Below are 25013 nucleotides of genomic sequence, written 5' to 3' on the forward strand. Positions count from 1 at the left end.
GCTCACTCCCGGGCAGCCGCCGCACGGGCGGCGGCCACGATCGGCTCGAAGAATCCGGGGATGCCTCCCCCGCCCACGACGAGCGCGCGGTCCAGCAGGGTGTTCCCGGTCTCGCAGCTGGTCTCGGGGAGCAGCGCGCAGGCGTGGCAGGCCGCCCGGTTGAGGTTGCCGAAGCCCTGACCGGTGTGTTCCGAGCACAGCGGATCGGCCGAGCACCAGGCGGCTGCCTCCGCCGTCCTCAGCAGCGTCTCCGCGAGCCGGGGCGGCTCCCCCTGCTGCACGAGACCGCCCAGCGTGCCCTCGGCGTCGCCGGCCGCCGTGTACACGAGGATCCCGCACTGGCCGTGTTCGGGCCGGGCGTACACCCGCTCGCGGAGACTGGCCGTGGCGTAGCCGGACTCGAAGGACAGCTGGCGCACCACCAGGTGGGCCAGGCTGTGCAGGAGTACGAATCGGGGCGGCAGTTCGGGGCCGGTCAGCGCCTGGAGCCGGTCCTTCTGGAAGGACCGGTCGAGGTCGGCCCGGAGCCCGGCCACCCTGGAGCGGACGGCGGGAAGGACTTCCCAGGCGGCGAGCTCGTCGGCGTCGAGGGTGATCAGGACGCCCTCGCCGAAGACCTCGACCGCGGGCAGCCAGCGCAGCTTGCGCGAGGTGTCGGCAGGGACGAGGGCGGCGTCCGGGGAGACCCGGCTGAAGCCGGACAGGGCGCGGACTTCGCGCAGCCGGTCGGCGAGGACGATCCGTCCCGTCCGGCGGTGCAGCCCGGCCCATGGCCCGGTCCTCTCCCCGGCGAGTCCGAGGGTGGTGCCGCGTATCGAGAAGTCGCCGGTCAGGGGCGGTTCGGCGGCGGTAAGCGCCGCCCATTCCTCACGGCGCAGGTCGGGTCCCGCGGCGAGCGCGGCGTCCGCGGTGCCGGTCCGGGCCGGCGTACCGGTTCCCGTCTCCTCGGCGAGGAGCGCGTCGAGGAGGCCGTCGTCCACGCCCGTGTCCTCCTTGATCATGTCCCGGAGGACCTCCGCCCGCGGGGTCCCGGCGGTCTTGCAGAGCAGCACCCAGTACTCACTCTCGCGGACGCGTTCCGCGAGGGCCTCCTCCCCCGCGGCAGGCAGGTCGGTCTCGGGGAGGGAGAGCGCCGAGTGGACCAGCGGGTAGTAGAGGTTGCCGGCCGTACGCTGGACGACCTGCACGGGCTTGGCGCAGTCCACGGCTTCGCCCAGCCGCTGCCAGGGGTTCCTCCCGGAGCAGCGCATGCCGTGCGTGCCGAGGATGTCCAGCAGGTCCCGGGAGGCCCGGCAGCCGGGTGCCGCGCACGAGACGGACAGGGCTTCCAGGCCCGTCACGCGGTCCGCGACCCGGAACCGCAGGCGTTCGCGCGAGCCGCAGGACTGCCGGGCTGCGGCGTCGAGCCGGGCGTGCGCCCAGAACCACCAGTCGACGTCGCCGAGGTGTCCGGCGGCGCAGATCTGGACGAAGCGCATCGGGGCGAGCCGGCGCACCGGTGTGCAGGACGGGCAGCTCGGCGGGGTGCCGGGCTTCTCGTCGGCGATGCGCCACCGCACCATGCGGCGGCAGGAGCCGCAGAACAGCCAGGCCGGAAAGCGGATGTAGGGCGCGCCGGGGGCGTCGGCGCGGTCGAAGCGGTCGTCGAGCGCGGCGGGCGCCGCGAAGAAGCCGCTCACCCCGAGCCGCGCGGCCAGGCGCGGGGAGGCCACGGGCCGGCGCTGCCGCGGCCAGTCGCCGATGCCCGTCGCGACGAACGATTCGCCCTGGATGTCGAAGACCGCGCCGACCCCGAACGGCAGCACCGTCTGGGCCTGTCGTACCCGGAGCTTGCGCGTCACTGGTCGGCTCCCTTCACCGTCACCTGGCATTCGCGGTCCACGCTGCGCATGGAGTGCAGGGTGTCCCACAGCCCTCCGTGCTGTTCGAAGTTCTTCAGCAGGTTGTGCTGACCCTTGCCCTGGCCGCGGTAGTAGAGCTCCTTGCCTTCCTGCTCGGCGTTGCGTGCCGCTTCCTCCCAGGCGGCGAGGATCTCGGCCAGCTCGGTGCGGACGGCGTGCGCGGCATGCCGGTCGCTCGCCCCCGCCTTCCGTGCCAGCGTCTCGGCGAGGGCCCGAGCCTCGTCGAGCCTGGTGGGCAGTTCCCCTGCCTGGTTCTCCCCGCTGAGCCCGAGCCGGTGGCGTACGAGGATGACGAGCGCGGCATGCAGAGCCCGTCGGCGTGAGGGGAGGGACCAGGGCGTGACGCTGGTCGGTTCGACGTGACGGTACAGGGCCCGGTGGTAGGGGCCGAAGGTCTCGTAGTGAGAACGGTCCCTGGGACGGGTGGCGTTGAAGAAGGTGACGACGAGACCGGGCACATTGTGCCGGCCGACCCGGCTGGTGGCCTGGATGTATTCGGCGGTGGTCTTGGGCTGGCCCTGCATCAGCATCAGGGCGAGCCGTTTGACGTCCACGCCGACCGACAGCATGTTGGTGCAGGGCAGGAAGGACACGGCGTCCTGCTGGTCCCAGGACTTCTCCAGCCGGTCGAGCAGCAGGGGCTGTTCGGTCCGGGCGAGGTTGCTCGTCAGCTCCTGCACCTGGTGGTCGGCCAGCGGGCGCACACCCGCACCGGCGTCCAGGCCCGCGAGCTGGGCGGGGATGTCGTCCGCCGCTGCGGTGACGGTCCGGCCGAGTTCCCGCAGGCTGTGGTGGTAGGCGACCAGGGTCCAGTAGGCGTCCCGGTGTTCCTCGGGCAGTTCCCAGGCACCCTGGAGCATCGCGGCCGCGGTGGCGACGGCGGCGCGGCCCGCGGTGTGTCCCTGAGCCATCACCCCGAGGTAGCGGCGGCCGGGGCGCGAGGTGTCGGGTTCGGCGAAGTAGGAGTAGCGGGCGTCGAGACCGGCCGGCGGGAACAGTTGCACCTCCGACCCGTACAGGGCGCGCACCTGTTCGCCGGAGCGGCGAATGGTGGCGGTGGAGGCGACCACCTTCGGGCCGGTTCCGTCCGCCGTGCTGCACAGGCCGAGAATCGCGGCCTCGTAGAGGCCGACGGTCGTGCCGAGCGGCCCGGTCAGCAGGTGCAGCTCGTCCTGGATGACCAGGGAGGGCGGTCGGCAGCCGGTCTCCGCGCCGAACAGCCTTCCGGCCCGGGGCTCCCAGGCGAGCCGGGCGAATTTGTCGACGGTCCCGAGGACGAAGGTCGGCGGGTGGTCGTAGAGCTGCTGGTCGACGACGGCGACGGGCAGCTCGTCGTGGAAGACGCAGGTGTCGCGGGGGCAGAAGAAGGCGAACGAGCCGGCCTCGGCCCTGATGCCGTAGTCCGCGTGGTCGCCGGAGCGGTGCTCCGGCACGATCCGGGTCCCGCACCAGGGGCAGCGATCGAGGATGAACACGTCCTCGGGACGGGCCGCGGCCCGGATGTCCTGCGCCGCCTTCACCGCGGCGTCGTAGGAGTTGGGCGAGGTCGCCTCGCCCACCCACAGGCCGATCGTGAACGGCTCCGCCCCGAAGTGGCCGGGATCGGCCCTGCGCAGCGTCTCCAGCGCGCACACGGTGGTCGCGGCACGCTGGAACTGCTGGGTGGTCAGCAGGCTGAGGGTGTACCGGCTGAGGACGGCCGTACCACCGCCCCTCGGATCCCGCCGGCGCAGCACCATGACGAAGGCGGCGAGCAGCAGGTACGCCTCGGTCTTGCCGCCACCGGTCGGGAACCAGATGAGGTCGGTCAGGTTCCGGTCGGGGTGGCGCGGGTCGGCGACTCCGTCCAGGGCCAGCAGGAAGAACGCCAGCTGGAACGAGCGCCAGGTGGCCTCGGGGTCGGGTGCGGGGTCCGCCTGTACGGGGTCGCGGCGGGAGCGGCGCGACCCCGCCTGGTCGCGGGCGGAGTGCCTCATCTGCAGGGCCATGGCGAGGTTGGCGGTGCGGAAGGCGTCCAGCAGTTCCGGGCAGCCGGGGTCGCAGAGGGTGCGGACCCCGGATTCCATGCGGGCCACGGCGGCACCGATCCGCTTGAGCACCCGTTCGGCGGCGGCGCGGCCCCATTCCGGCACCTCGGTGCGCAGCTGCTGCTCGTACCAGTCGCGGTAGCCGGTGGTGAACTCCGTGAGCTCCCTGCGGAGCTGTGCCACGGGCAGCGCCGGGTCGGCCAGGTGCAGCACGTTGAGGACGGGTGCGCCGACGAGCCCGGCCGGCCTGGTCGCGGGCACCTCGGTTTCCGGCAGCACCGCCGCGCGCAGCCCGGTGACGGTCCCGCCGTCGCGTTCCTCCTCGACGGAGCACCCGTGACCGACGGCGTGGGTGCGGACGTGCCGGTACTGGAGCCTCAGCTCCTGTTCCTCGGGGTCCCGGCTGGCCAGCCGGACGCTGGGGTACTGGAGTACCCGGCCCTCGCAGGGCCGTACGCCGAGGCCGACCTGGAAGAGCATCCGTTCCCACTGGGCCGCGCGGCCGAGGGCCGGTTCGGTACGGGCGGCGTTCACCAGGGCGACGGTGACCAGCTGCCCGGCGCCGAGGGGCCGTCGGCGCAGCCGCAGTTCGGCCCGCCCGTCGAGGACCGGGACGGGTACGGGGACGGCTTCCTGGTCCGGTCCGACGCGGTGCGTCTCGTCCTGGAGCGGGATCCGCTGCCAGCGGCGTCCGTGCTCGCCGTCCGCCGGCAGCGTCCGGTAGCGGGCACCGCCGCAGCTGATCTCCAGAGTGGGGCTGTCGGTGTAGAAGCTCAGGCCGAGGGAGGACGGCAGCCAGGCGTTCGACTCCGGTACGGGGTCGTCCGCCGGGTCGGTGTCGGCGGCCGCGCCCTCGGTTCCGATGCCGTCTCCGTCCTCGGCCGCCAGCGTGAGCTGCCTTTGCAGGTCCGCGTCCTGGGGGTAGAGGGTCCCCATCAGGTACTGGCGGTCGGGTGGCCCGTCGAGGATCTCGTCCTCGCCCAGGACCGGGCCGACGAGCTGGCGGTTGAGGTAGTCGACGAGTTCTTGTCTGGGGTCCATGGGTCCTCGGGAGATGGCTCGGACGGTGGTGGCGGGCGGCGCACGGGCGATCAGCCGCGGCCCCGCATGTCGCGCGGGGTCCGGCGCTCGGGCGCCGTGGTGAGGGCCGCTATCTGGGCTTCCAGTTCGGCGACCAGTCGGTGGGCGTCACGCGCGGCGGTTTCGGTCTCCGCGATGCGCTGCGCCGCCCAACGCTCTACGGCCTCGATCGCGGCGCCTGCGTCGTCCTCGGCCTCCCGCAGTGCCGCCTCCCGCTGGGCGACCGCGAATCGCGCCCCCCGGAGCTGCTCCTCCAAGGAGCCGATCTGTGACAGGTGCTGCCTGGCGGATTCCCGCGCCCGCTCTTCGGCCCGTGCGGCACGCTCCTCGGCCTCCCGCAGTCCCGCCATGAGCGCGGCGGTCTGCGTCTGATGCTCCGCGCGCTCGCGCCGCAGCCGGGCTTCGGCTTCTTCGCGGAGCCCGGCCGAGCGGGCGTCGGCCTCCCTGCGCAGTGACCGTTCCTGCCGTTGCAGGGCCCGGTCGACCCGCCCGAGGTACGCGGCCTCCAGCTCGTCGAGCCGGCGCTCGACCTCGGCGTCCAGGGCCGCGTTCCACTCCGCGGCAGTGTGTCGGGGACGCTGTCCCCGCGCCGCGGCCGCCAGGACGGGAGCGGAAGGGACTACCGTGCTTCCCGCGGATACGCCTGCCCGCTCCGGTTCCGCCACCGCCCCGGCCGCCGCTGCGGGCTCTGTCCCGGTCCCCGCAGGCCTCTCCGCCGTGGCGGCTCCCTCCGGGGCGGCCGGACCGGTCGCGGCGGCGGACGCCGCCGGGGCCACCGGCTCCTTCGTGAACTCACGCAGGGCATCGCGGACGGCGAGGCGGGATTCCCGGTGGACCAGGGGGCGTTGGGCCAGGTAGAACCTCGGCGACACCCCATTCAGCGCCTGGAAGGACCGGTCGAGGAAGTCCGCAGGGCGCATGCCGGAGTCCTTGAGCGAGTCGAACACCTTCTGCAGCACTTCGAGGGCGGCGACCACGGGACGGTCCAGCGTGCCCCGCCGTTTCAGCACCGCCACCACGTCGTCGGCCGCGGGCCGCCCCAGCACGTGGGCCAGTTCCTCGTGGCCGAGGGCCAGCAACACGTACTCGGAGAGCCAGGCCACGCTCCCGGAGAACTGCACCGGGATGGCCAGCGCCCGCTCCCAGTCAGGAGCGTACGGCCCTCGCGGTAAGCCGGCCTGGAGGGGAGCGGGAGCGGCCACGTGAGCCGGAGCGGGCGCGCTCGGGGAAGCAGGTGGGGGAGCCGACGCAGACGCGGCCACCGGCTCGGCCGCGGGAGCAGGGTCGGACACCGGCGCGGGCACGGCCGCCGGCGCGGGAACGGGAACAGGCTCGGGAACGGGCTCGGGCTCCGACACAGGCGCAGGCGCGGGCACGGGCGCAGCCTGCGGCGCACCAGCACCAGCACCCGCACCCGCACCCGCACCCGCGCTCGGCCCAGCCTCCGACCGTGTGGCATCCGGCCGCACCACCGGGTCCTGCCCGGCGACGGATTCGGCCCCGGTACCCGGCTGCCCGGCCTGGGCGGCACCGGCAGCGTGGGCGAATCGGGCCACGCGGGCGGCACGGGCCGTCTGGACAGCGCGGGCGGCACGAGCAGCGCGCGCCGCGCGGGCGGCACGGGCCGCCCGCTGCGTGCGCGTGGCGCGCTTGCGCGGCTTCGGGTCGGGCGGCTCCCTGTGCCCGGGACCGAAGCCGGCCTCCAGCAGCATCTGCCGCAGCGTCTCGAACGCCTTCATTTCCACCTGGCGGATGCGCTCACGCGTGACGTCGAACTCCCTGCCCAGGTCCTCCAGGGTCGACCGCTCCCCGTCGTCCAGCCCTGTCCGGCGCAGCAGGATCCTGGCCTCCCGCTCGCCGAACCGTTCCAGGAATGACAGCAGGTACGCACGGTGCATCTGCTCCATGGCCAGCCGCTCGGCCGAGGGCAGCGGACGGTCAAGGGCGACGAGGTCGCCCAGGTGGGCGCCGTCCGCGACGATCCGGTCCAGGGAGTCCGTGCGGCGGCTCAGCAGCAGGATCCCCTCCACGCGGTGCACGGGCATGTCGCACACCACGGCCAGGTCGGCCGGGCGCGCGGGCCGGCCCTGCGACTGGAGCGTCCGCTCGGTCATGGCGACCTTGCGCATCTTCTCGTGCATGTGGACGGGGATGCGGATGACGGCCCCTTCGTCGGCGACGGCCCGGGTGAGTCCCTGCCGGATCCACCAGGTGGCGTACGTGGAGAACTTGTAGCCCTGGGTCGGGTCGAACTTCACCGCCGCCCTCATCAGGGCCCGGGCCCCGTGCTGGAACAGGTCCTCGTAGTCGAGCCCCTGCTCCAGGTACTTGGGAACGATGCTGCGGACCAGCCGCTGGTTGTGGACGACGAAGCAGTTCCGCGCCCTGACCCGGATGTCGGTGGCGGGCAGCGCGGCGATCTCCGCCTCCGTCACCGGCCGGCCGATCCCCTCTGCTCCACCCCGTACCAGCGCTCCGAGTCCCACCTCTTCGGCTGCCGACAGAAGACGGCTCTCCGGCCGCCGGATGAAGCGGCTCTCGTCAAGAAGGGCACGGGCGGCCTCGACGGCCCGGCTCACGTCACCGACCGCGGGCGGCGAAACGGCCGGCAGGAAGGGCTCCGCGTCCTCCGCGTCCTCCGCGTCCTCCGGGCCGTCCGCGTCCTCCGGGCCGGCTGTCGGCACGGACACCTCGGACAGCGGCACGCTCGGCGCCGGCCGGACGGCAGCCTCATCCCTCGGCCCGGGTACGACGCTTCCGGCGGCAGTCCGCGCCGGCGGCCGGGGCGACACCCTGGCGCGCAGCGTCCGCTCCTCCTCCGGCGTCAGCCCGCACAGGCGCGCGACGCCGGCGACCGTCTCGGCACCCACGCTCCCCCGGCCGCCCTGGTAGCGGCCCAGGAGGCCGTGTGCCAGGTCCACCCGGCCCGCGGCCGGCGACGACGACGGCTGCGGCTGCGGCTGCGGCTGCGGCTGCGGCTGCGGCTGCGGCTGCGGTGCAACCTTCCGGGTGTCCCGCCGGTCCTTGCTGATGTGTTCCGCTTCGCCCCGGACCCCCAGCCCCAGGCGGGCCAGCTCGTCGCGGAGTCGGTCCTGCTCCCCCTGCACCAGCCCGAGCCTGTCCACGCTCAGGAGGAACTGCCGCTCGGAGACCACACCCGACACGGCGGCGCGCATCAGTTCGCCGTACAGCTCACGAAGGGCGGCCCGGAGTTCGGCGGCACTGCGTTCACCTCGGCCCTCTGCCTTCACGGCGTCCCTCCCTCGCCCTGCTCCCGGGAAAACGCTAGGACCAACCTGTTTACATTGTCAACGTGTCTCATATAGAAGTTGCAGGGCGCCTTGTGTACATTCCACAGCTCAACGGACGTGCGATCCGGGCGCATTCCGCCTCTGCGAACATGAACGGGCATCTGCCGCGCACACCGGCAGGAGCCACCAGGGCAGGGCAGGGCATGGCATGGCATGGCAGGACGGGACGGGGCGGGCCGGGCGTCAGGCCAGCCAGACGGAGAGAGGGGTGGCAGTGGCCGAGCGGCTGATCGGGGGCCGGTTCCGGGTGACGGGGGTCATCGGGTCCGGGAACATGGGCGAGGTCCACCGCGCCGAGGACCTGCACCGGGCGGAGGGCACGGCGGCTCGCACCGTCGCCGTGAAGACCATCCTCCGGCGCCGGTCCGGCGCCCATCTGGACACCGCTGACGACGCCAAGGCCGTCCAGCGGTTCGCCCGTGAGGTCCGCATCATGCGCCGCCTGGAGCACCCCAACCTCACTCGCCTCGTCGACGGAGGCGTGGACGAGGCGGACGGCCGCCCCTACCTGGTGATGGAGTACCTGGACGGCGAGACCCTGCGCGACCTGATCGAGGAGGAGCGGCAGCTCCCCGTGGCCTGGGCCGTCGCCATCGGCGCGCAGATCGCCGCCGGTCTGGCCGCCGCGCACGCGGCCGGGGTGGTCCACCGGGATCTGAAGCCGGCCAACACCATGCTGACCACGGGCGGCACGGTGAAGGTGCTCGACTTCGGCATGGGCCGGATCGTGGACGACCCCGCGGACGCGAGGCTCACCAGCACGGGGGTGAGCGTCGGCACCGCCCGCTACATGGCGCCCGAGCAGTTCGAGGCCCGCCAGGTCACCCAGGCGGCCGACCTGTACGCCCTCGGCTGCGTCCTGTACGAGATGCTGGCCGGCGTGCCTCCGTTCGTCAGCGGATCGGCCTACGAGCTGGGCCGCAAGCACGTCGAGGAGATCCCGGCGTCCGTGAGCACCGTACGGCCCGCCACCCCCGCGGCCCTGGCCCGGCTGGTGAACCGGCTGCTGGCCAAGGACCCCGCCGAACGCCCCGCCGACGCGGTGTCCGTCCGCGAGGCCCTGCTCCCGCTGCTCCCGGAGGCGTTCGCGGCCGACGGGACGGACCCCGGCGAGGAGGGTTCCGCGCTCCCCCACTGGAGCGCGCTCGACCCGGTCCGCCCCGTACGCCGCGCCGCCCCGGCCGCGGCGGTGCCGCCCGCGGCGCCGGCCGCCGAGCGCCCCCGCCGGGCTCCCTCCGGTCCCGGCATGGACGTCTTCGGTGTCCACCGCACCCTGATCGAGGACTACCGCTCCTTCACCGAGGGCGGCACGGTCATCCGCGACGACCGCATCGCCTCGTTCGTCGAGGACGACCTGAACGCCAAGTCCCAGTGGCCCGACCCGTGGCTGTCCCTGAACCCGTTCTTCGCGAGCGGCGGTACGGTCGTCGAGCTGGCGGGGCAGGGCGTGCTGCACCCCGAGTGCGCACGGATCTTCCAGGCCCGCAAGACCCAGGGCGGCACGGTGTGCGACGGCCGCCCGCTCACCCTCCACCAGCACCAGCGCGAGGCCGTCGACGCCGCCGCTTCCGGCGAGTCGTACGTGCTGACGACCGGCACCGGCTCCGGCAAGTCGCTCTCCTACATCGTGCCCATCGTGGACCGGGTCCTGCGCGAGCGCGAGGCAGCGGGCCACCGGGCGGCGAAGCGGGTGCGCGCGATCGTCGTCTACCCGATGAACGCGCTCGCGAACAGCCAGCTGAAGGAGCTGGAGAAGTACCTGCGCGACGGGTACGGGGCCGGCCGCGAGCCCGTCACCTTCGCCCGCTACACCGGCCAGGAGGACGACGGGCGCCGCAGGGAGATCCGCGACAACCCGCCGGACATCCTGCTCACCAACTACGTGATGCTGGAGCTGATGCTGACCCGCCCGGCCGATCGCGCCAGCCTCATCAGCATGGCCCGCGGCCTGGAGTTCCTCGTCTTCGACGAACTGCACACCTACCGCGGCCGGCAGGGCGCGGACGTCGCCCTGCTGATCCGACGGGTCCGCGAGGCCTGCCGGGCCGACCGGCTCCAGTGCGTCGGCACGTCCGCCACCATGTCCACCGAAGGAACCGCGGACGACCGGCGCCGGGTGGTCGCGGACACCGCGACCACCCTGTTCGGCACGCCCGTGCATCCCCGCAATGTCATCGTCGAGACGCTGGTCCGGGCCACCGACGAGGCGCCGGCGACCGTCCCGGCGGACCGGCTGCGCGCGCCCGGCGCCCCCCGCGCGTACACCGACCTGGTGCGCGATCCGCTGGCCCGGTGGATCGAGACCCGGTTCGGCCTGGCCGTGGACGGCGGCCGGCTGGTGCGGCAGCGGCCGGCCCAGATCGAGGTCGCGGCCCGGGAGCTGGCCGGCGCCTCCGGCGTGGACGCCCAGCAGTGCCGGGTGGCCATCGAGGCGACGCTGGAGGCCGGCTCGGAGGCCCGCCACCCGGTCACCGAGCGGCCGCTGTTCGCGTTCCGGCTGCACCAGTTCCTGTCCAAGGGCGACACCGTGTACGCCACGCTGGAGGACCGGCTCACCCGCCACCTCACACGCTCGTACCAGCTCGAACAGCCCGGCGGCGGCGGCAAGCTGCTGATGCCGCTGGCGTTCTGCCGCGAGTGCGGCCAGGACTACCTGACCGTCTGGCGTACCGAGAAGGACGGCGAGGTGCGCTACGAGGCCCGCCGGGACACCGCCGCGACCGGCGGCCGGCAGGGCGACGGCTATCTGTACGTCGACCACGACCGGCCCTGGCCGTCCGCCGTCCAGTACGCCGTCGACGACCGCCGGCTGCCGGAGTCCTGGCTGGAGGCGGACGACCGCGGCCAGGAAGTCGTCAGGAAGTCCTACCGGGACCGGGTGCCGCGGGCCGTCACCGTCGACCCGCGCGGCGTCGAGGGCCGGGACGGGCTGCGGGCCGCGTTCGTCCCGTCCCCGTTCCTGTTCTGCCTGCACTGCGGTGTGGCGTACGAGCAGACCCGCGGCAAGGACTTCGCCAAGCTGGCCACGCTCGACCGGGAAGGCCGTTCCTCGGCCACCTCGCTGATCTCCGCCTCGGTGGTCCGGTCGCTGAAGTCCGTTCCCGAGGAGGCCCTGGAGAAGGAGGCACGCAAGCTCCTCACCTTCGTCGACAACCGCCAGGACGCCTCGCTCCAGGCCGGCCACTTCAACGACTTCGTGCAGATCACCCAACTGCGTGGGGCGCTGTACCGGGCGGCTCTGGACGCCGGCGAGGACGGCCTGCACCACGAGGACCTGGCGGCCCGGGTCGGGGACGCGCTCGGCCTGCACCCGGCGGACTACACCGACGGCGGCCGCAAGCCGGCCCCGGCCATGGCCCGTGCCGCGGCCAGGACCCTCCGCGACGTGATCGCGTTCCGGCTCTACCTGGACCTGGAGCGGGGCTGGCGCATCACCATGCCCAACCTGGAGCAGACCGGGCTGCTGGAGATCGACTACGCGGACCTCGACTGGGTGGCGGCGGAGGAAGACCCCTGGGCCACCGCCCTCCCGGTGCTGCGCGAGGCCGATCCGGCGCTGCGCGCCGAGATCATGAGGGCGCTGCTGAACGAGATGCGCCGGTCGCTCGCCATCGACGTGTCCTACTTCCGGGACGACTTCGACGCGCTCCAGCGGGCGAGCGAGGAGCGGCTCGCCGACCCGTGGGTGCTGTCCGCCTCGGACCGGCCCAGGGTCGGCACCGCCTACCCGCACCCCTCGGGCAAGGGCATGGACCGCTCGGCGCTGTTCCTCTCCGCCCGGGGCAAGTTCGGCAAGTACCTCGGCCGGGCGGACCGGTCGTTCGGGGAGCTGGACACCGACGCGCTGCAGCAGGCCATCGCCCAGCTGCTCAAGGTCCTCGCGGAGGCCGGACTGGTCAAGGAGGTGACCGAGGCGCCCCAGCGCGCCGGGCGGTTCCGCAGGCCGGCGGACTCCGCGGCGACCGGCTACCGGGTCGCCGCCCAGTGCCTGGTCTGGCGTGCCGGAAGGGGCGAGACCGGCACCCACGACCCGCTGACCCGCACCTATCAGAGCGGTGACGGCCCTCGTGTGAACACCTTCTTCCGCGACCTCTACAAGGAGGCCGCGGGGGCGCTGGCCGGCCTGTTCGCCAGGGAGCACACCGCACAGGTGTCCCCCGAGGAGAGGGAGAAGCGCGAGAACGCCTTCCGCGAGGCCGAACTGAAGCTCCTGTACTGCTCTCCGACGATGGAGCTGGGCGTCGACATCTCCTCGCTGAACGCGGTCATGATGCGCAATGTGCCGCCCACCCCCGCCAACTACGCGCAGCGGTCGGGCCGGGCGGGCCGCAGCGGCCAGCCCGCCCTGGTCACCACCTACTGCGCCACCGGCAACAGCCACGACCAGTACTACTTCCGCCGTTCCGAGCGGATGGTGGCGGGCGCGGTCGCCCCGCCCCGTCTCGACCTGGCCAACGAGGACCTGGTCCGCTCGCACCTCCAGGGCATCTGGATCGCGGAGACCGGCCTGAAGCTGGGCCGGGCCATGTCCGACGTCCTCGACGTGCCGGCGCCCGACAGCGGCGACCGCCTCACCCCCGCCCTGGAGCTGCAGCCCGACATCCGCGAGGGCTCCCTCGACGAGGCGGCGAGGCGCCGCACCGTGGACGGGGCACGGCGCGTCCTCGCACCGCTGCTGCCCGACTTCGCGGACACCACCTGGTGGTACGACGAGTGGATCGAGGACCAGGTCCGTACCGTCCCCGGGCGTTTCGACCAGGCATTCGAACGGTGGCGCAAGTTGTTCCGCTCCGCGCTCAGGGACTACTACATCCAGAGCGAGCGCCGGATCGACTACAGCCTCACCGAAGGCGACCGCAAGCGGGCCAACACCCGCCAGCGCGAGGCGTGGACCCAGCTGAACCTGCTGATGAACGAGAGCGCCGACAGCAAGTCGGTCCTCTCGGACTTCAACCCGTACCGCTACCTCGCCTCCGAGGGCTTCCTGCCCGGCTACAGCTTCCCCCGGCTGCCGCTCGCCGCCTACATCCCGACCGTCGGCCGCTCCCGCGGCGACGGCGACTTCCTCCAGCGGCCCCGCTTCCTCGCCATCCGCGAGTTCGGTCCCGGCGCGCTGATCTACCACGAGGGCGCCCGCTACCAGGTCACCCGGATCCAGCTGCCGCCGGACTCCTCCGGTGACCTGGCCACCAGCGAGGCCCGCCGCTGCGCCCAGTGCGGCTACCACCACGACCCGAAGGACCGGGACGACCGCTGCCGGATGTGCGACGAACCGCTCGGCTCGTCGACGTACGGACTGCTGCACCTGCACACCGTGTACACCACGCGGCGGGAGCGGATCTCCTCGGACGAGGAGGAGCGGCGCCGGGCGGGCTTCAGGCTGGAGACGTCCTTCCGCTTCCATGACCACGGCACCCGCAGCGGCCGGCTGAACGCCTCCGTCACCGACACCGCGGGCGCGCCGGTCGCCGAGCTGGCGTACGGCGACTCGGCGACCGTCCGCATCACCAACACGGGCCGGGTCCGGGCCAAGAGCGACGAGCCGCCGGGCTACTGGCTGGACCTGGCCGACGGCCGCTGGATGAACGACGCGGACGCGGCACAGGCGTCGGGCGACTCCGGCGAACTGCCGGTGATCGACGAGGCCGGCAACGAGCGGCGCCGCAAGAAGCGCGTCATCCCCTTCGTCGAGGACCGCCGCAACATCCTCGTCCTCACCCTCGACGAGGCCCTGCCCGAACCGGTCGCCCTGTCCGTCATGTACGCCCTGGAACGGGGCATCGAGGCGGCCTTCGAGCTGGAGGACGCGGAGCTCACCAGCGAGCTGCTGCCCCCGAACGACGGCCCGCGCCGGCGCCTGCTGTTCACGGAGGCCGCCGAGGGCGGCGCCGGTGTGCTGCGCCGCCTCCAGGCGGAGAAGCACGCGCTGGCCGAGGCGGCCCGGGAGGCCCTGTCCATCTGCCACTTCGGCGCGGAAGGCGAGGACCTGGGCGGCCCCCACCCCGACCGGCCGTGCGCGCTCGGCTGCTACGAATGCCTGCTCACCTACGGCAACCAGCTCAGCCACGCCCTGCTCAACCGGCACACGGCGCGGGACCTGCTGGTCCGGCTGGCGTCGGCGTCGGCCACGCGCGACCCGCGCGGCGAGTCCCGGTCCGAGCAGTTCCGGCGCCTGCTGGACGGGGGTTCCGGGACTCCCACCCGGGTGGAAGACGCGGTCGCGGAGAGCCTGGGCAAGCCGGCCCAGGACGATCTCCTCACCTGGCTCAAGGCCCGGGGCCTGCGCCTGCCCGACGAGGCCGAGAAACTGGTCACCGAGGCCAACGCCCTGGTGGACTTCGTCTACCGCCTCCCCGGGGCGAAGGTCGCCGTCTTCGTCGACCTCCCGGGCGTGGAGACGACGGCTCTGCGCGACGAGGACGCGGAGGAACGCCTCCAGGACGCCGGCTGGGACGTCATCCGCTTCCCGCACGACACCGACTGGGACGAGATCGTCCGCCCGCACTCCCGCTACTTCGGCACGCCCGCCGCCGACTGACCCGAGGACGAGACGACAGACATGGCACTCACGTACACCGCCGGATCGCTGGTCACCGCCCGCGGCCGGGAATGGGTGGTGCTCCCGGACAGCGAGCCCGATCTGCTGGTGCTGCGCCCGCTGGGCGGTACGGACGACGACATCGCCGCGGTCTTCCCCTCCTTCGAGGAGGTGGAGCCCGCCCGGTTCGCCGACCCCGAACCGGCGGACCTCGGCGACCAGCGCGCGGCCGGCCTGCTGCGCACCGCCCTGCGCATCGGCTTCCGCTCGGGCGCCGGCCCGTTCCGCTCCCTGGCGGGCATCGCGGTCGAACCGCGCGCCTACCAGCTGGTGCCGCTGCTGATGGCGCTGCGCCAGAAGACGGTCCGCATGCTGATCTCCGACGACGTCGGCATCGGCAAGACCGTCGAGGCCGGCCTGATCGCGAGCGAACTGCTCGCCCAGGGAGAGGCCACCGGCCTGGCCGTCCTGTGCTCCCCCGCCCTCGCCGAGCAGTGGCAGCAGGAGCTCCGCACCAAGTTCGGCATCGACGCCGAACTCGTCCTCTCCTCCACCGTCTCCCGCCTCGAACGCGGCCTCGACCTCGGCCAGTCCCTCTTCGACCGCCACCCGAACGTGATCGTGTCCACGGACTTCATCAAGTCCCCCCGGCACCGCGACGACTTCGTCCGGCACTGCCCCGACCTGGTGATCGTGGACGAGGCCCACACCTGTGTCGCCGCGGACGACACCTCCGCGGGCGCCCAGAACCAGCTGCGCTACGAACTGCTGTGCCGGGTCGCCAAGGACCCCGACCGGCACCTGCTCCTGGTGACGGCGACCCCGCACAGCGGCAAGGAGTCCGCGTTCCGCAACCTGCTGGGCCTGGTCAAGCCCGAACTCGCCACCGTGGACCTGGAGTCCAGGACCGGACGCGAGCAGCTCGCCCGGCACTTCGTGGCCCGCAAGCGGGCCGACGTACGCCAGTACCTCACCAGGGAGGACGGGCTCGGCGACGACAGTCTCGCCGAGCGGACCGCCTTCCCCACCGACCGCTCCTTCAAGGACGAGACGTACAAGCTGTCTCCGGCCTACCGCGCCCTGCTCGACGACGCCATCGCGTACGCGGGCGAGCGGGTCGAGGCCGCCGGCGGCCAGGGCAAGCGCGAGGCCAGGATCGCCTGGTGGTCGGCGATCGCCCTGCTGCGCTCCCTGGTGTCCTCGCCGCGCGCGGCCGCGAAGACCCTGAGCACCCGCTCGGCCGCCGCGGTGGCCGGCTCCCCGGAAGAGGCCGACCGGCTCGGCGCCCCCCTCAACAGCGACGCCTCGGACAGCGACACGCTGGAAGGCATGGACGTGGCGCCGGGCGCGGAGACCGGGGAGGCGGCCGGCAGCCGCCTGGCCGAACTCGCCCAGCGCGCCACGGCCCTTCAGGGCACGGAGCACGACCTCAAACTGAAGGCACTGGTCAAGCACCTCAAGGCCCTGCTCGCGGACGGCTACCACCCGATCGTCTTCTGCCGCTACATCCCCACGGCCGAGTACCTGGAGGCCGAACTGGGTGAGCGGACGACCGAGGACGGCAGGAAGAAGCGTTCCCCGCTCGGCGCGAACACCGTCGTCAAGGCCGTCACCGGCACACTCTCCCCGCAGCAGCGCGTGGAGCGCATCGACCGGCTGGCGGAGGCGGCCGGGGACGACCCCGCCGCCCGCCGGGTGCTGATCGCCACCGACTGCCTGTCGGAGGGCGTCAACCTCCAGCACTACTTCGACGCGGTCGTCCACTACGACCTGGCCTGGAACCCGACCCGCCACGACCAGCGCGAGGGCCGCGTCGACCGGTACGGCCAGCGCCGCGACGAGGTCCGCGTGATCACCCTGTACGGCGCGGACAACGGCATCGACGGCAAGGTCCTGGAAGTGCTGATCAAGAAGCACCGCCAGATCAAGAAGGACCTCGGCATCTCGGTCTCCGTACCCGACGAGATGTCGACGGGCGTCACGGACGCGATCGTCGAATGGCTGCTGATGCGCGGCCGCGAGGACCAGGGCGCACTGTTCGGCGCGGACGCGTTCAAGGCCGGCACGGCGAAACTGGAGAACGACTGGAACTCGGCGGCGGAGCGGGAGAAGGCGTCCCGCTCGATGTTCGCGCAGCGCGCCGTCCACCCCGAGGAGGTGGCCCGCGAGGTCGTCGCCCTCCGCGACGCCCTCGGCGGCACCGGCGAGATCCGCACCTTCGTACGCCAGTCCCTTCAGGCGCTGAACGCCGTGCTGCGCGGCACAGGAGAGGACTTCACCGCCCAGGTCGGCGGTACTCCGGCCGGTCTGCGGGACGCGCTCGCCCCGCTCGTCGGCACGGACACGGTGGACCGGGACCGCCCGGTCCCCTTCCGCACCGACCCGGCGACCGGACGCGGCGAGGCCGCCCTGGTCCGCACCGACCCGGTGGTGGGCGCCCTCGCCGCGCACGTCCTGAACACCGCGCTCGACCCCCGGGCCGAGGGCCCCCGTCCGGCCCGCCGCTGCGGCGTCATCACCACCGACGCGGTCACCACCCGTACCACCCTGCTGCTGGTCCGGTACCGCTTCCACCTCACCCTGCCCTCCCGCAGCGGGGAGAAGCAGCTCATCGCGGAGGACGCCCGCCTGCTGGCCTTCCAGGGCTCCCCGAAGAACGCGGTGTGGCTGCCGCAGCAGGACGCGACCGCCCTGCTGGACGCCACCGCCTCCGCGAACACCGACGCGTACTTCGGCGAGCGCACCATGACCCGCGTCCTCGGGCGGCTTCCCGAGGTGTCGGAGCACCTGGCGGCATACGGCGAGGAGCTGGCCGCCGAACTCGACGCCTCCCACCGCCGGGTGCGCGCCGCGTCCGGGGACATCGTCCGCGGCCTGACGGTCACCGCCCAGAAGCCCGCCGACGTCCTCGGCGTCTACGTCTACCTTCCCGCCGACCCCGCCGCCCCTGCCGCCCCTGCCGCCCCTGCCGCCCCTGGAGCGTCCGCCTGATGTCCGCCACCACCCGCAACCAGGTGTTCACCGCCGTCCACACGGTCGGCGCGCTGCTGCCGGCCGACATGCTGCTCCGCATCTCCGAGGGCCGGGTCTCCAAGGACCTCAAGGGCATGGCCCCGGCCGACTACCGGATCGCCGGCTCCCGCACCGTGCGGGACGAGGCCGAGCGCCACTGGGACAACCTCAAGGGGCTCTGGCTGGAGCTGCGCGAGAAGCTGCCGTACGCGCCCGAGTCCTCGGTACCCCCGGACACCACCGGCTACGCCGGACCCAACTGGCTGGACCCGCTGTTCGAGGCCCTGGGCTTCGGCCACCTCACGGCGGTCGGCGCCGACGGCATCCCCGCCGCCGACGGCACCAAGACCTTCCCGGTCACCCACCGCCGCGACCACACCCTCGTCCACCGCACCCCGTGGAACGCCTCCCTCGACAAGCGCCGGACCGCCGGCAGCCCGGCCCCGCAGTCGCTCCTCCAGGAGGCCCTGAACCGCACCGAACCCCACCTGTGGGCCCTCCTCACCAACGGCCGGCGGCTGCGCCTGCTCCGCGACTCCAACGCCCTGGCCACCACCTCGTACGTCGAGTTCGACCTCGAAGCCATCTTCGACGGCGAGCTGTTCCACGAGTTCGTCCTGCTGTACCGGATCCTGCACGCCTCCCGCTTCGAGCCCCCGGCCGGGGCCGAGGGCGGGGCGGGGCAGCGCGGCTGCCGGCTGGAGCTGTGGCGGGACGCCGCGCTCCGCTTCGGCGCCCGGTTCCTGGACGACATCGGCGAGGGCGTCCGGCTCGCCCTCAAGCAGCTCGGCACCGGCTTCCTCAAGCACCCCGCCAACACCGCCCTGCGCGCGGACTTCGACCGCGAGACCTACCACGCGGCCCTGCTGCGGCTGGTGTACCGCCTGCTGTTCGTCTTCGTCGCCGAGGACCGCGAGGCACTGCACGACCCGGAGGCCGACCCGGAGGCCCGCAAGCGCTACGCCGACTACTTCTCCACCGCCCGCCTGCGCGACCAGGCCCGCCGCCGCCAGGGCACCTCCCACTCGGACCGGTACCAGGCCCTCCGTCTGGTCCTCGACGCCCTCGGCGACGAGAGAGGCCGCCCCGAACTCGGCCTCCCGGGCCTGGGCGGCCTCTTCGACGACACGGCCGCGGACGCCCCGCTCAAGGGCCTGTCCCTGTCGAACCGGCACCTGCTGGCCGGCGTACGCCACCTGTCGGTCGTCTTCGACACCGAGGCCAAGCGGTGGCGGAGCGTGGACTACCGCACCCTGGACGCCGAGGAACTCGGCGTGATCTACGAGTCCCTGCTCGAACTGGTCCCCCAGTACAGCGCCACGGAACAGACCTTCGAGCTGGTGAACCGGGCAGGCAACGAGCGTAAGAAGACAGGCTCGTACTACACCCCGGGCTCCCTGGTCGAAGTCCTCCTCGACTCCACGCTCGACCCGGTCATCGACGACGCCCAGAAGCGCGGCGAGGCAGCGGCGGCCGAGGCCGGACAGCCCGACGCACGGGAAGCCGTCGAGCGGGAGCTGCTCTCCCTGACCGTCTGCGACCCGGCGTGCGGCTCCGGCCACTTCCTGGTCGCGGCGGCCCGCCGCATCGCCAAGCGGGTGGCGGCCGTACGCGACCGCACGCCCGAGCCGACCCCGGAGAGCATCCGGCACGCCCTGCACGACGTCATCGCCAGATGCGTCTACGGCGTGGACCTCAACCCGATGGCGGTGGAACTGGCCAAGGTCTCCCTGTGGATGGAGGCCCTGGAGCCCGGCAAGGCCCTCGGCTTCCTCGACGCGCACGTCAAGCACGGCAACGGACTCATCGGCGCCACGCCGAAGCTGCTGCGGGGCGGCATCCCGGACGAGGCGTTCAAGCCGGTGGAGTGCGACGACAAATCGGTGGCCACGCGCTGGCTGAAGGCGAACAAGGACCAGCACAAGGGCGTCGTCACCCTCGACGCGGCGATGGACGAGGAGGTCAGCGTCACCAACGCCGCCTTCGCCACCGAGCTGCGCCGGCTGATGGACGACGCCCCCACTGACGGCGTCGCCCAGGTCCGCGCCCTGGCCGAGCGCTACCGCGCCTGGGAGGACTCCCCGGAGAACCGCGACGCCCACAAGCTCGCCGACGCGTGGTGCGCGGCGTTCATGTGGAAGAAGACCGACGACGCACCGGCCCCGGTCACACAGCGCGTCTTCCTCGCCCTCCAAAGCCCCGAGGGGGCGGGGACCCTGGAGGAGACCCACCACGAGATCGCCCGCCTGAGCGAGGAGTACCGCTTCTTCCACTGGCACCTGGAGTTCCCCGACGTCTTCGACGTCCCCGACGACGCGTCGGCTCCGGGGGTGGACCCGGTGACGGGGTGGGGCGGCGGCTTCGCCTGCGTGCTGGGGAACCCGCCGTGGGACAAGGTCGACTTCGAGGACAAGAAGTACTTCAGCGTCATCGAGCCGAAGCTGGCCGAGATCTCGGGCACGGCGCGCCGTACGGCGATCGCGGCATGGGCGGCCGAACACGAGGAGGAGGGCGCCCGTTACGCGGCCGCGCGGCGCAGGGTCAAGTCCTCTTTCCTGTTCCTGGGGTCGTCGGGGGCGTATCCGCTGCTACGGAAGGGGTTGTCGGTCAAGGGGGTCAACTCCCTCCAGACCGACCAGCTGTTCACGGAGCGATTCGTCTCCATCACGGCCCCGCAGGGGCGCTGCGGGACAGTCGTCCCGACGCAGATCGCCACGGGCGCGGGCGCGCAGTTCCTCTTCCAGGACCTGACCCGGCGTGGTGCGGTGAAGCACCTGTACGACTTCGAGAACGGCAAGCGGGAGAAGCTGTTCCCGGCGGTGCATGCGAGCTACCAGTTCTCGCTAATCTCCCTCGCGGGCCGCGACCTGACCGAGCACGCCGCGAGGTTCGCGTTCTTCCTGGGACACCCGGACGAGCTGGACGGCGGACGGGCAGTCTTCGAGCTCTCGCCTGAGGAAATCGCTCTCATCAACCCGAACACGGGGACCCTGCCGGTATTCCGCACGCGGAGGGACGCCGACCTCACTGCCGCCATCCACGGCCGCATGCCGGTACTCGTGAACGAAAGTAGCCAGGAGGGGAATCCGTGGCGGCTCACGTTCAAGAACCTCTTCAACATGACCGACGACTCTGACCTGTTTCAGAATCGCGCCACGCTGGAGGCAGAGGGTTGGGAGTTGGAGGGGAACGTCTTCGGGCGGGAGGGAGAACGGATGCTGCCTCTCTACGAGGGCAAGATGGCCCACCTCTTCGACCACCGCTGGAACCACTACTACGGCCTGGCGAACGACGACTACGAGCGCGTCCCCACGGTAAGCAAGAAGGACCCGTACGGCGTGACGATGCCGCGCTACTGGATCCAGCAGAGCGGCCGGATCCACACGATAAGGAACGGCAAGGAGATCAATTCCCCAGGTGTGAACCTCCGCCTGGAGGAACTCCGTTGGGAGCGAGGGTGGTTGCTCGGATGGCGTGATGTCGCCCGCACTACTGACAAGCGGACAGCGATTCCGTCGTTTCTACCGAAGACGGCCGTTGGGCACACGTACCCCCTCATGTTCCCTGCCGGACCAGTCGAACTCACCGCGGCCTTGGTGGCGGCCCAGAGTTCCCTGGTGTTTGACTTCGTGGCCCGCCAGAAGGTCGGCGCCATCCACATGGCCCTCATGACGTGGAAGCAGCTCCCTGTCCCCCACCCGAAGGACCTGGCCTCACATGTGCCCTTCGTCAAGGGACGCATGCTGGAACTGGTCTACTGCGCATGGGAGATGAAAGAGCTTGCCCAGGACCTCGGCGACACCGGCGCCCCCTTCACCTGGAACGAAGGGCGCCGCGCCCAACTCCGCGCCGAGCTGGATGCCTACTTCTTCAACCTTTACGGCGTCTCCCGCGAGGACACCGACTACATCCTGGAATCCTTCCAGACCGAGAACGGCGGTCTGAAGAACAACGAGATCGCCAAGTACGGCGAGTACCGCACCAAGCGCCTCGTCCTCACCGAGTACGACCGCATGGCCGCATCCGGGCTCAGCATGGAGAACCCGCTCATGGACGGCGAGAACTACAGCTCGACCCTGACCCCGCCCCCGGGCCACGGCCCGCGCCACCCCAACCGCGACACCTGATCCACCGCTCCCCGCACAGCGCACGAAGCATCTTGGCGGTCGGCTGGCACCCACCCGTCGGCCGACCGCCAGGGAAGGATCCTCCATGGAGCCTCGCGGCTACCGCATGGTCGTCTCGACCCAGCAGGACTTCGTCACCACCAGCGCACTCACCGAGCGTCAGCTCTACACCTGGCTCAATAACAAGAGGTACGACACCTCCGCACTCGACGAGGGCCGCAACGACATAGCACCGAACGTCACCCTGGACCAGGACTCCGCCTCGGGCCGCCGAGGCGCGTACACGCGCTGGCGCATGCGGGAACCTGACACCCCGACCAGCGGCACCTGGCAGTCCACTCTGGTCGTCCGCGCCGACCACCGCGACGACCACCGCCGTACCTGGGTACAGGTGGACGTCGAGCACCGGCCCGCATCGGCCGACCAGTTCCCCACCCGTGCCAACACTCCTGCCATCGCCCAACTCCTCCTGGACGCGCTCCAAGCCCGTGACGGACTGGCCGACGTGAAGGCCAAACCGGCCCTCATCGACAGGGACGACGTCACCAAGGTGATCGAAGAGCTCTGCGACGTGGAGCGCCGCCTGCCGATCGTCGTCGCCAGCGTCCCGTTCGGAGTCGACCCGGACGCCTGGGCCGAATCCACGGTGGAGAAGGCGTACCGCTATCTCCCCGGGCTCGCCGTGCTCTACGTGCTCTCACCCGAGGCACAGGCCCATTTCAACCAAGCGCTGGAATTCCACCCGGTGTTCGGAGGCGGCATACGTACCTACCTCCCGGGCATCGATCCCGCCTGGAAGCCCGACGCACAGCGGCACCCGGTGATGTCGCGACGCACCATCGCGGCGAACCCCGACAAGGCGGCCTCCACCCTGGCCTCGATCCCGCAACGCCTGGCTCAGCGCCAGCCGCTCCCGGGAGTCCTGGACAGCCTGCCCATCCAGCGGACCAGGCCGCGCCCCCAGGCCCACGGCTCCGAGCTCCAGAAGCTGACCCACGAGAACACCACCCTGAACGAAATGCTCAGCGAGGCGGAGCAGACCGAGGCATCGCAGGCGAGCCGGATCAGCGACCTGAGCGCGGAACTCGACAAGACCGAGCGCAACGCGAACGGCCTGTTGGGCGAGAACGAGGAGCTCTACGACCAGCTCCAGTCGGCCCAGCGTAAGATCCGATACCTCCAGGAGCAACTGACCTACGCCGGCAAGTATCAGGCCGCCTACACGCCCTCGCACGGCCCCGAGATCAGTTACCCGGAGACCTTCGCCGACCTCCTCACCCGTCTCGGTGAGCTGCCCCATCTCTCCTTCACAGGCAAGGAGAAGATCACGCGGGATCTCGACAGCCAGTCGGTGGACAACTGGCTGCGGGTGGCGTGGGACGCCTTGCTCGCCCTGAACGACTACGCACAGGCTTCGTCAGAAGGCGCGGCGGGTGGTGACTTCCTCAGCTGGTGCAAAGCCGAGGAATCGCGCACCCATCCCTTCCCGGCGGCGAAGGTCGCGATGCGCGAATCGGCCACCGTCACCGCCACCGAGAAGCTGCGCCGGGACCGGATCCTGCCGGTACCGCCGGAGGTGCACCCCGACGGGAAGATCTTCATGCAGGCACATCTCCGGATCGGCTCCGGCAACACCATCGCACCGCGCCTGTACTTCTACGACGACGGCCCGAAGACCAGCCGCCTCTACATCGGCTACCTGGGCCCGCACATGCGCAACACCTTGACCTGAGGGCCTCGGCGACGCGATCAGTGATCGACCGCGTACCGCACGAACCGCTCCCAGCCTTCGCGGCCGACCGTGAAGGCTGGGCGGGTCAGGTCCTTGGAGTCCCGCACGTGGATGGCATGCTCGGTAGTGGCCACCTCCACGCAGTCATCGCCCGCAGAGCCGCTGTAGCTGGACTTGAACCACACGAGTTCCGTTGCGCTCATAGCTCTCCTCGCAGTCTCTCCAGCAAGTTCATGCAGGCACACCTGCGGATCGGCTCCGGCAACACCATCGCACCGCGCCTGCACTTCTACGACGACGGCCCGAAGACCAGCCGCCTCTACATCGGCTCCTCGGCCCGCAGATGCGTAGCACCCTCACCGGAGGGCCTCGGCCACGCGATCAGTGATCCACCGCGTACCGCACGAACCGCCCCCACCCTTCGCGGCCAACCGCGAACGCTGGACGGGTCAGATCCTTGGAGTCCCGCACGTGGACAGCCTCTTCAGTAGTCGCCACCTCCACACAGCTGTCACCCGCAGAGCCGCTGTAGCTGGACCTGAACCAGGCGAGTTCCCTCTCAGTGCTCATAGCTCTCCTCGCAGTCTCTCCAGCAAGCCCCTTGATTCGTCGTGGTTCAGGGCCTGCGACCGCAGTGTGTCATAGCGCTGGTGGAGGAGGCTGACCTCCTTCCTGTCGGCGATCAACCGCCCGTTCTCCTGACCCTCGGAGTAGGCAAGACGCCGCCCTTCCCCAGTCTCAAGCAGTTGCAGGGGGCCATCAAGGCACGCGTGCAAGCCAGCAGCGAGAGGCACGACCTGCAACGTGACGTTTCGCAGTGCACTGTGCGCAAGTACGTGGTCCAAGAGGTCCCGCATCATCTGCGGTTCCCCGAACCTGCGCCGAAACGCGGCCTCTTCCACAATGAAACTGAAGGGAACGCTCGTCCGTTCACGCAGCATCACCTGCCGTTCGAACCGAGCCACAACCTGCGCTTCCAACTGCTCGTCGGACAGCAGCGGGATCCGCTTCTCGAACACCGCCCGCGCGTACGCCTCCGACTGCAACAGCCCCGGCACCAGCCTGCACTCGTACGTGCACAGGCTCACCGCCCTCTTCTCCAGCCGCGCCCACCGCCGGAACCACGCCGCCAAGCCCGGCTCACCCCGCGACAGGTGACGGGCCGCCTTCCGCAGGGCGCCCGTGTTCCCCAGGGCCTCCTCCGCCCGTTCCACGAACGCCTCGTCCGGCATCCGCCGGCCCAGCTCCACCGACTCCACCGTGTGCTTGGAGAACCGGACCCGGG

Annotated in this window: 10 protein-coding genes; 4 read left to right on the forward strand and 6 right to left on the reverse strand. The window is 71.8% G+C overall.

What is annotated here, in order from left to right; genetic code table 11:
* Positions 1 to 2: 2 nt before the first annotated feature.
* From drmB to SCWH03_RS19925, 3 genes are read right to left on the reverse strand one after another with little or no spacing between them, the layout of a single operon-like run.
* Positions 3 to 1841, reverse strand: a complete 1839-nt coding sequence (gene drmB, locus SCWH03_RS19915; RefSeq protein ID WP_173265622.1) for a DrmB family protein — start codon at positions 1839 to 1841, stop codon at positions 3 to 5.
* Complete coding sequence (locus SCWH03_RS19920) at positions 1838 to 4969, reverse strand: helicase-related protein (protein WP_173265623.1); 3132 nt, start codon at positions 4967 to 4969, stop codon at positions 1838 to 1840. Before SCWH03_RS19920 ends, drmB begins: the two co-directional genes overlap by 4 nt.
* 50 nt (positions 4970 to 5019) lie before the next feature.
* Complete coding sequence (locus tag SCWH03_RS19925; protein ID WP_173265624.1) at positions 5020 to 8259, reverse strand: sigma-70 family RNA polymerase sigma factor; 3240 nt, start codon at positions 8257 to 8259, stop codon at positions 5020 to 5022.
* 208 nt (positions 8260 to 8467) lie between these two features.
* On the opposite strand from SCWH03_RS19925, the gene SCWH03_RS19930 reads away from it, so the two are divergent.
* From SCWH03_RS19930 to SCWH03_RS19945, 4 genes are all read left to right on the forward strand, one after another.
* Positions 8468 to 14857 carry a protein kinase domain-containing protein gene (locus SCWH03_RS19930; RefSeq protein ID WP_173265625.1) on the forward strand — a complete coding sequence of 2130 codons (6390 nt, stop codon included), beginning with the start codon at positions 8468 to 8470 and terminating at the stop codon, positions 14855 to 14857.
* 21 nt (positions 14858 to 14878) lie between these two features.
* Positions 14879 to 17848, forward strand: a complete 2970-nt coding sequence (locus SCWH03_RS19935; RefSeq protein ID WP_173265626.1) for a DEAD/DEAH box helicase — start codon at positions 14879 to 14881, stop codon at positions 17846 to 17848.
* A complete protein-coding gene (locus tag SCWH03_RS19940) occupies positions 17848 to 21996 on the forward strand; it encodes an Eco57I restriction-modification methylase domain-containing protein (protein ID WP_173265627.1) in 4149 nt (1382 codons plus the stop codon). Before SCWH03_RS19935 ends, SCWH03_RS19940 begins: the two co-directional genes overlap by 1 nt.
* 85 nt (positions 21997 to 22081) lie before the next feature.
* A complete protein-coding gene (locus SCWH03_RS19945) occupies positions 22082 to 23728 on the forward strand; it encodes a hypothetical protein (protein ID WP_254076879.1) in 1647 nt (548 codons plus the stop codon).
* A gap of 17 nt (positions 23729 to 23745) precedes the next feature.
* On the opposite strand, the gene SCWH03_RS19950 is transcribed toward SCWH03_RS19945, so the two are convergent.
* The 3 genes from SCWH03_RS19950 to SCWH03_RS19960 form a co-directional block, all read right to left on the reverse strand.
* Complete coding sequence (locus SCWH03_RS19950) at positions 23746 to 23931, reverse strand: DUF397 domain-containing protein (RefSeq protein ID WP_173265628.1); 186 nt, start codon at positions 23929 to 23931, stop codon at positions 23746 to 23748.
* A gap of 178 nt (positions 23932 to 24109) precedes the next feature.
* Positions 24110 to 24298, reverse strand: a complete 189-nt coding sequence (locus SCWH03_RS19955; RefSeq protein WP_173265629.1) for a DUF397 domain-containing protein — start codon at positions 24296 to 24298, stop codon at positions 24110 to 24112.
* On the reverse strand, positions 24295 to 25013 hold a 719-nt coding region (locus SCWH03_RS19960; protein WP_173265630.1), incomplete at its 5' end, for a DUF5753 domain-containing protein. The genes SCWH03_RS19955 and SCWH03_RS19960, both read right to left, overlap by 4 nt.

Origin of the sequence: Streptomyces pacificus (assembly GCF_011766325.1) — a bacterium.
GTDB lineage: Bacteria > Actinomycetota > Actinomycetes > Streptomycetales > Streptomycetaceae > Streptomyces > Streptomyces pacificus.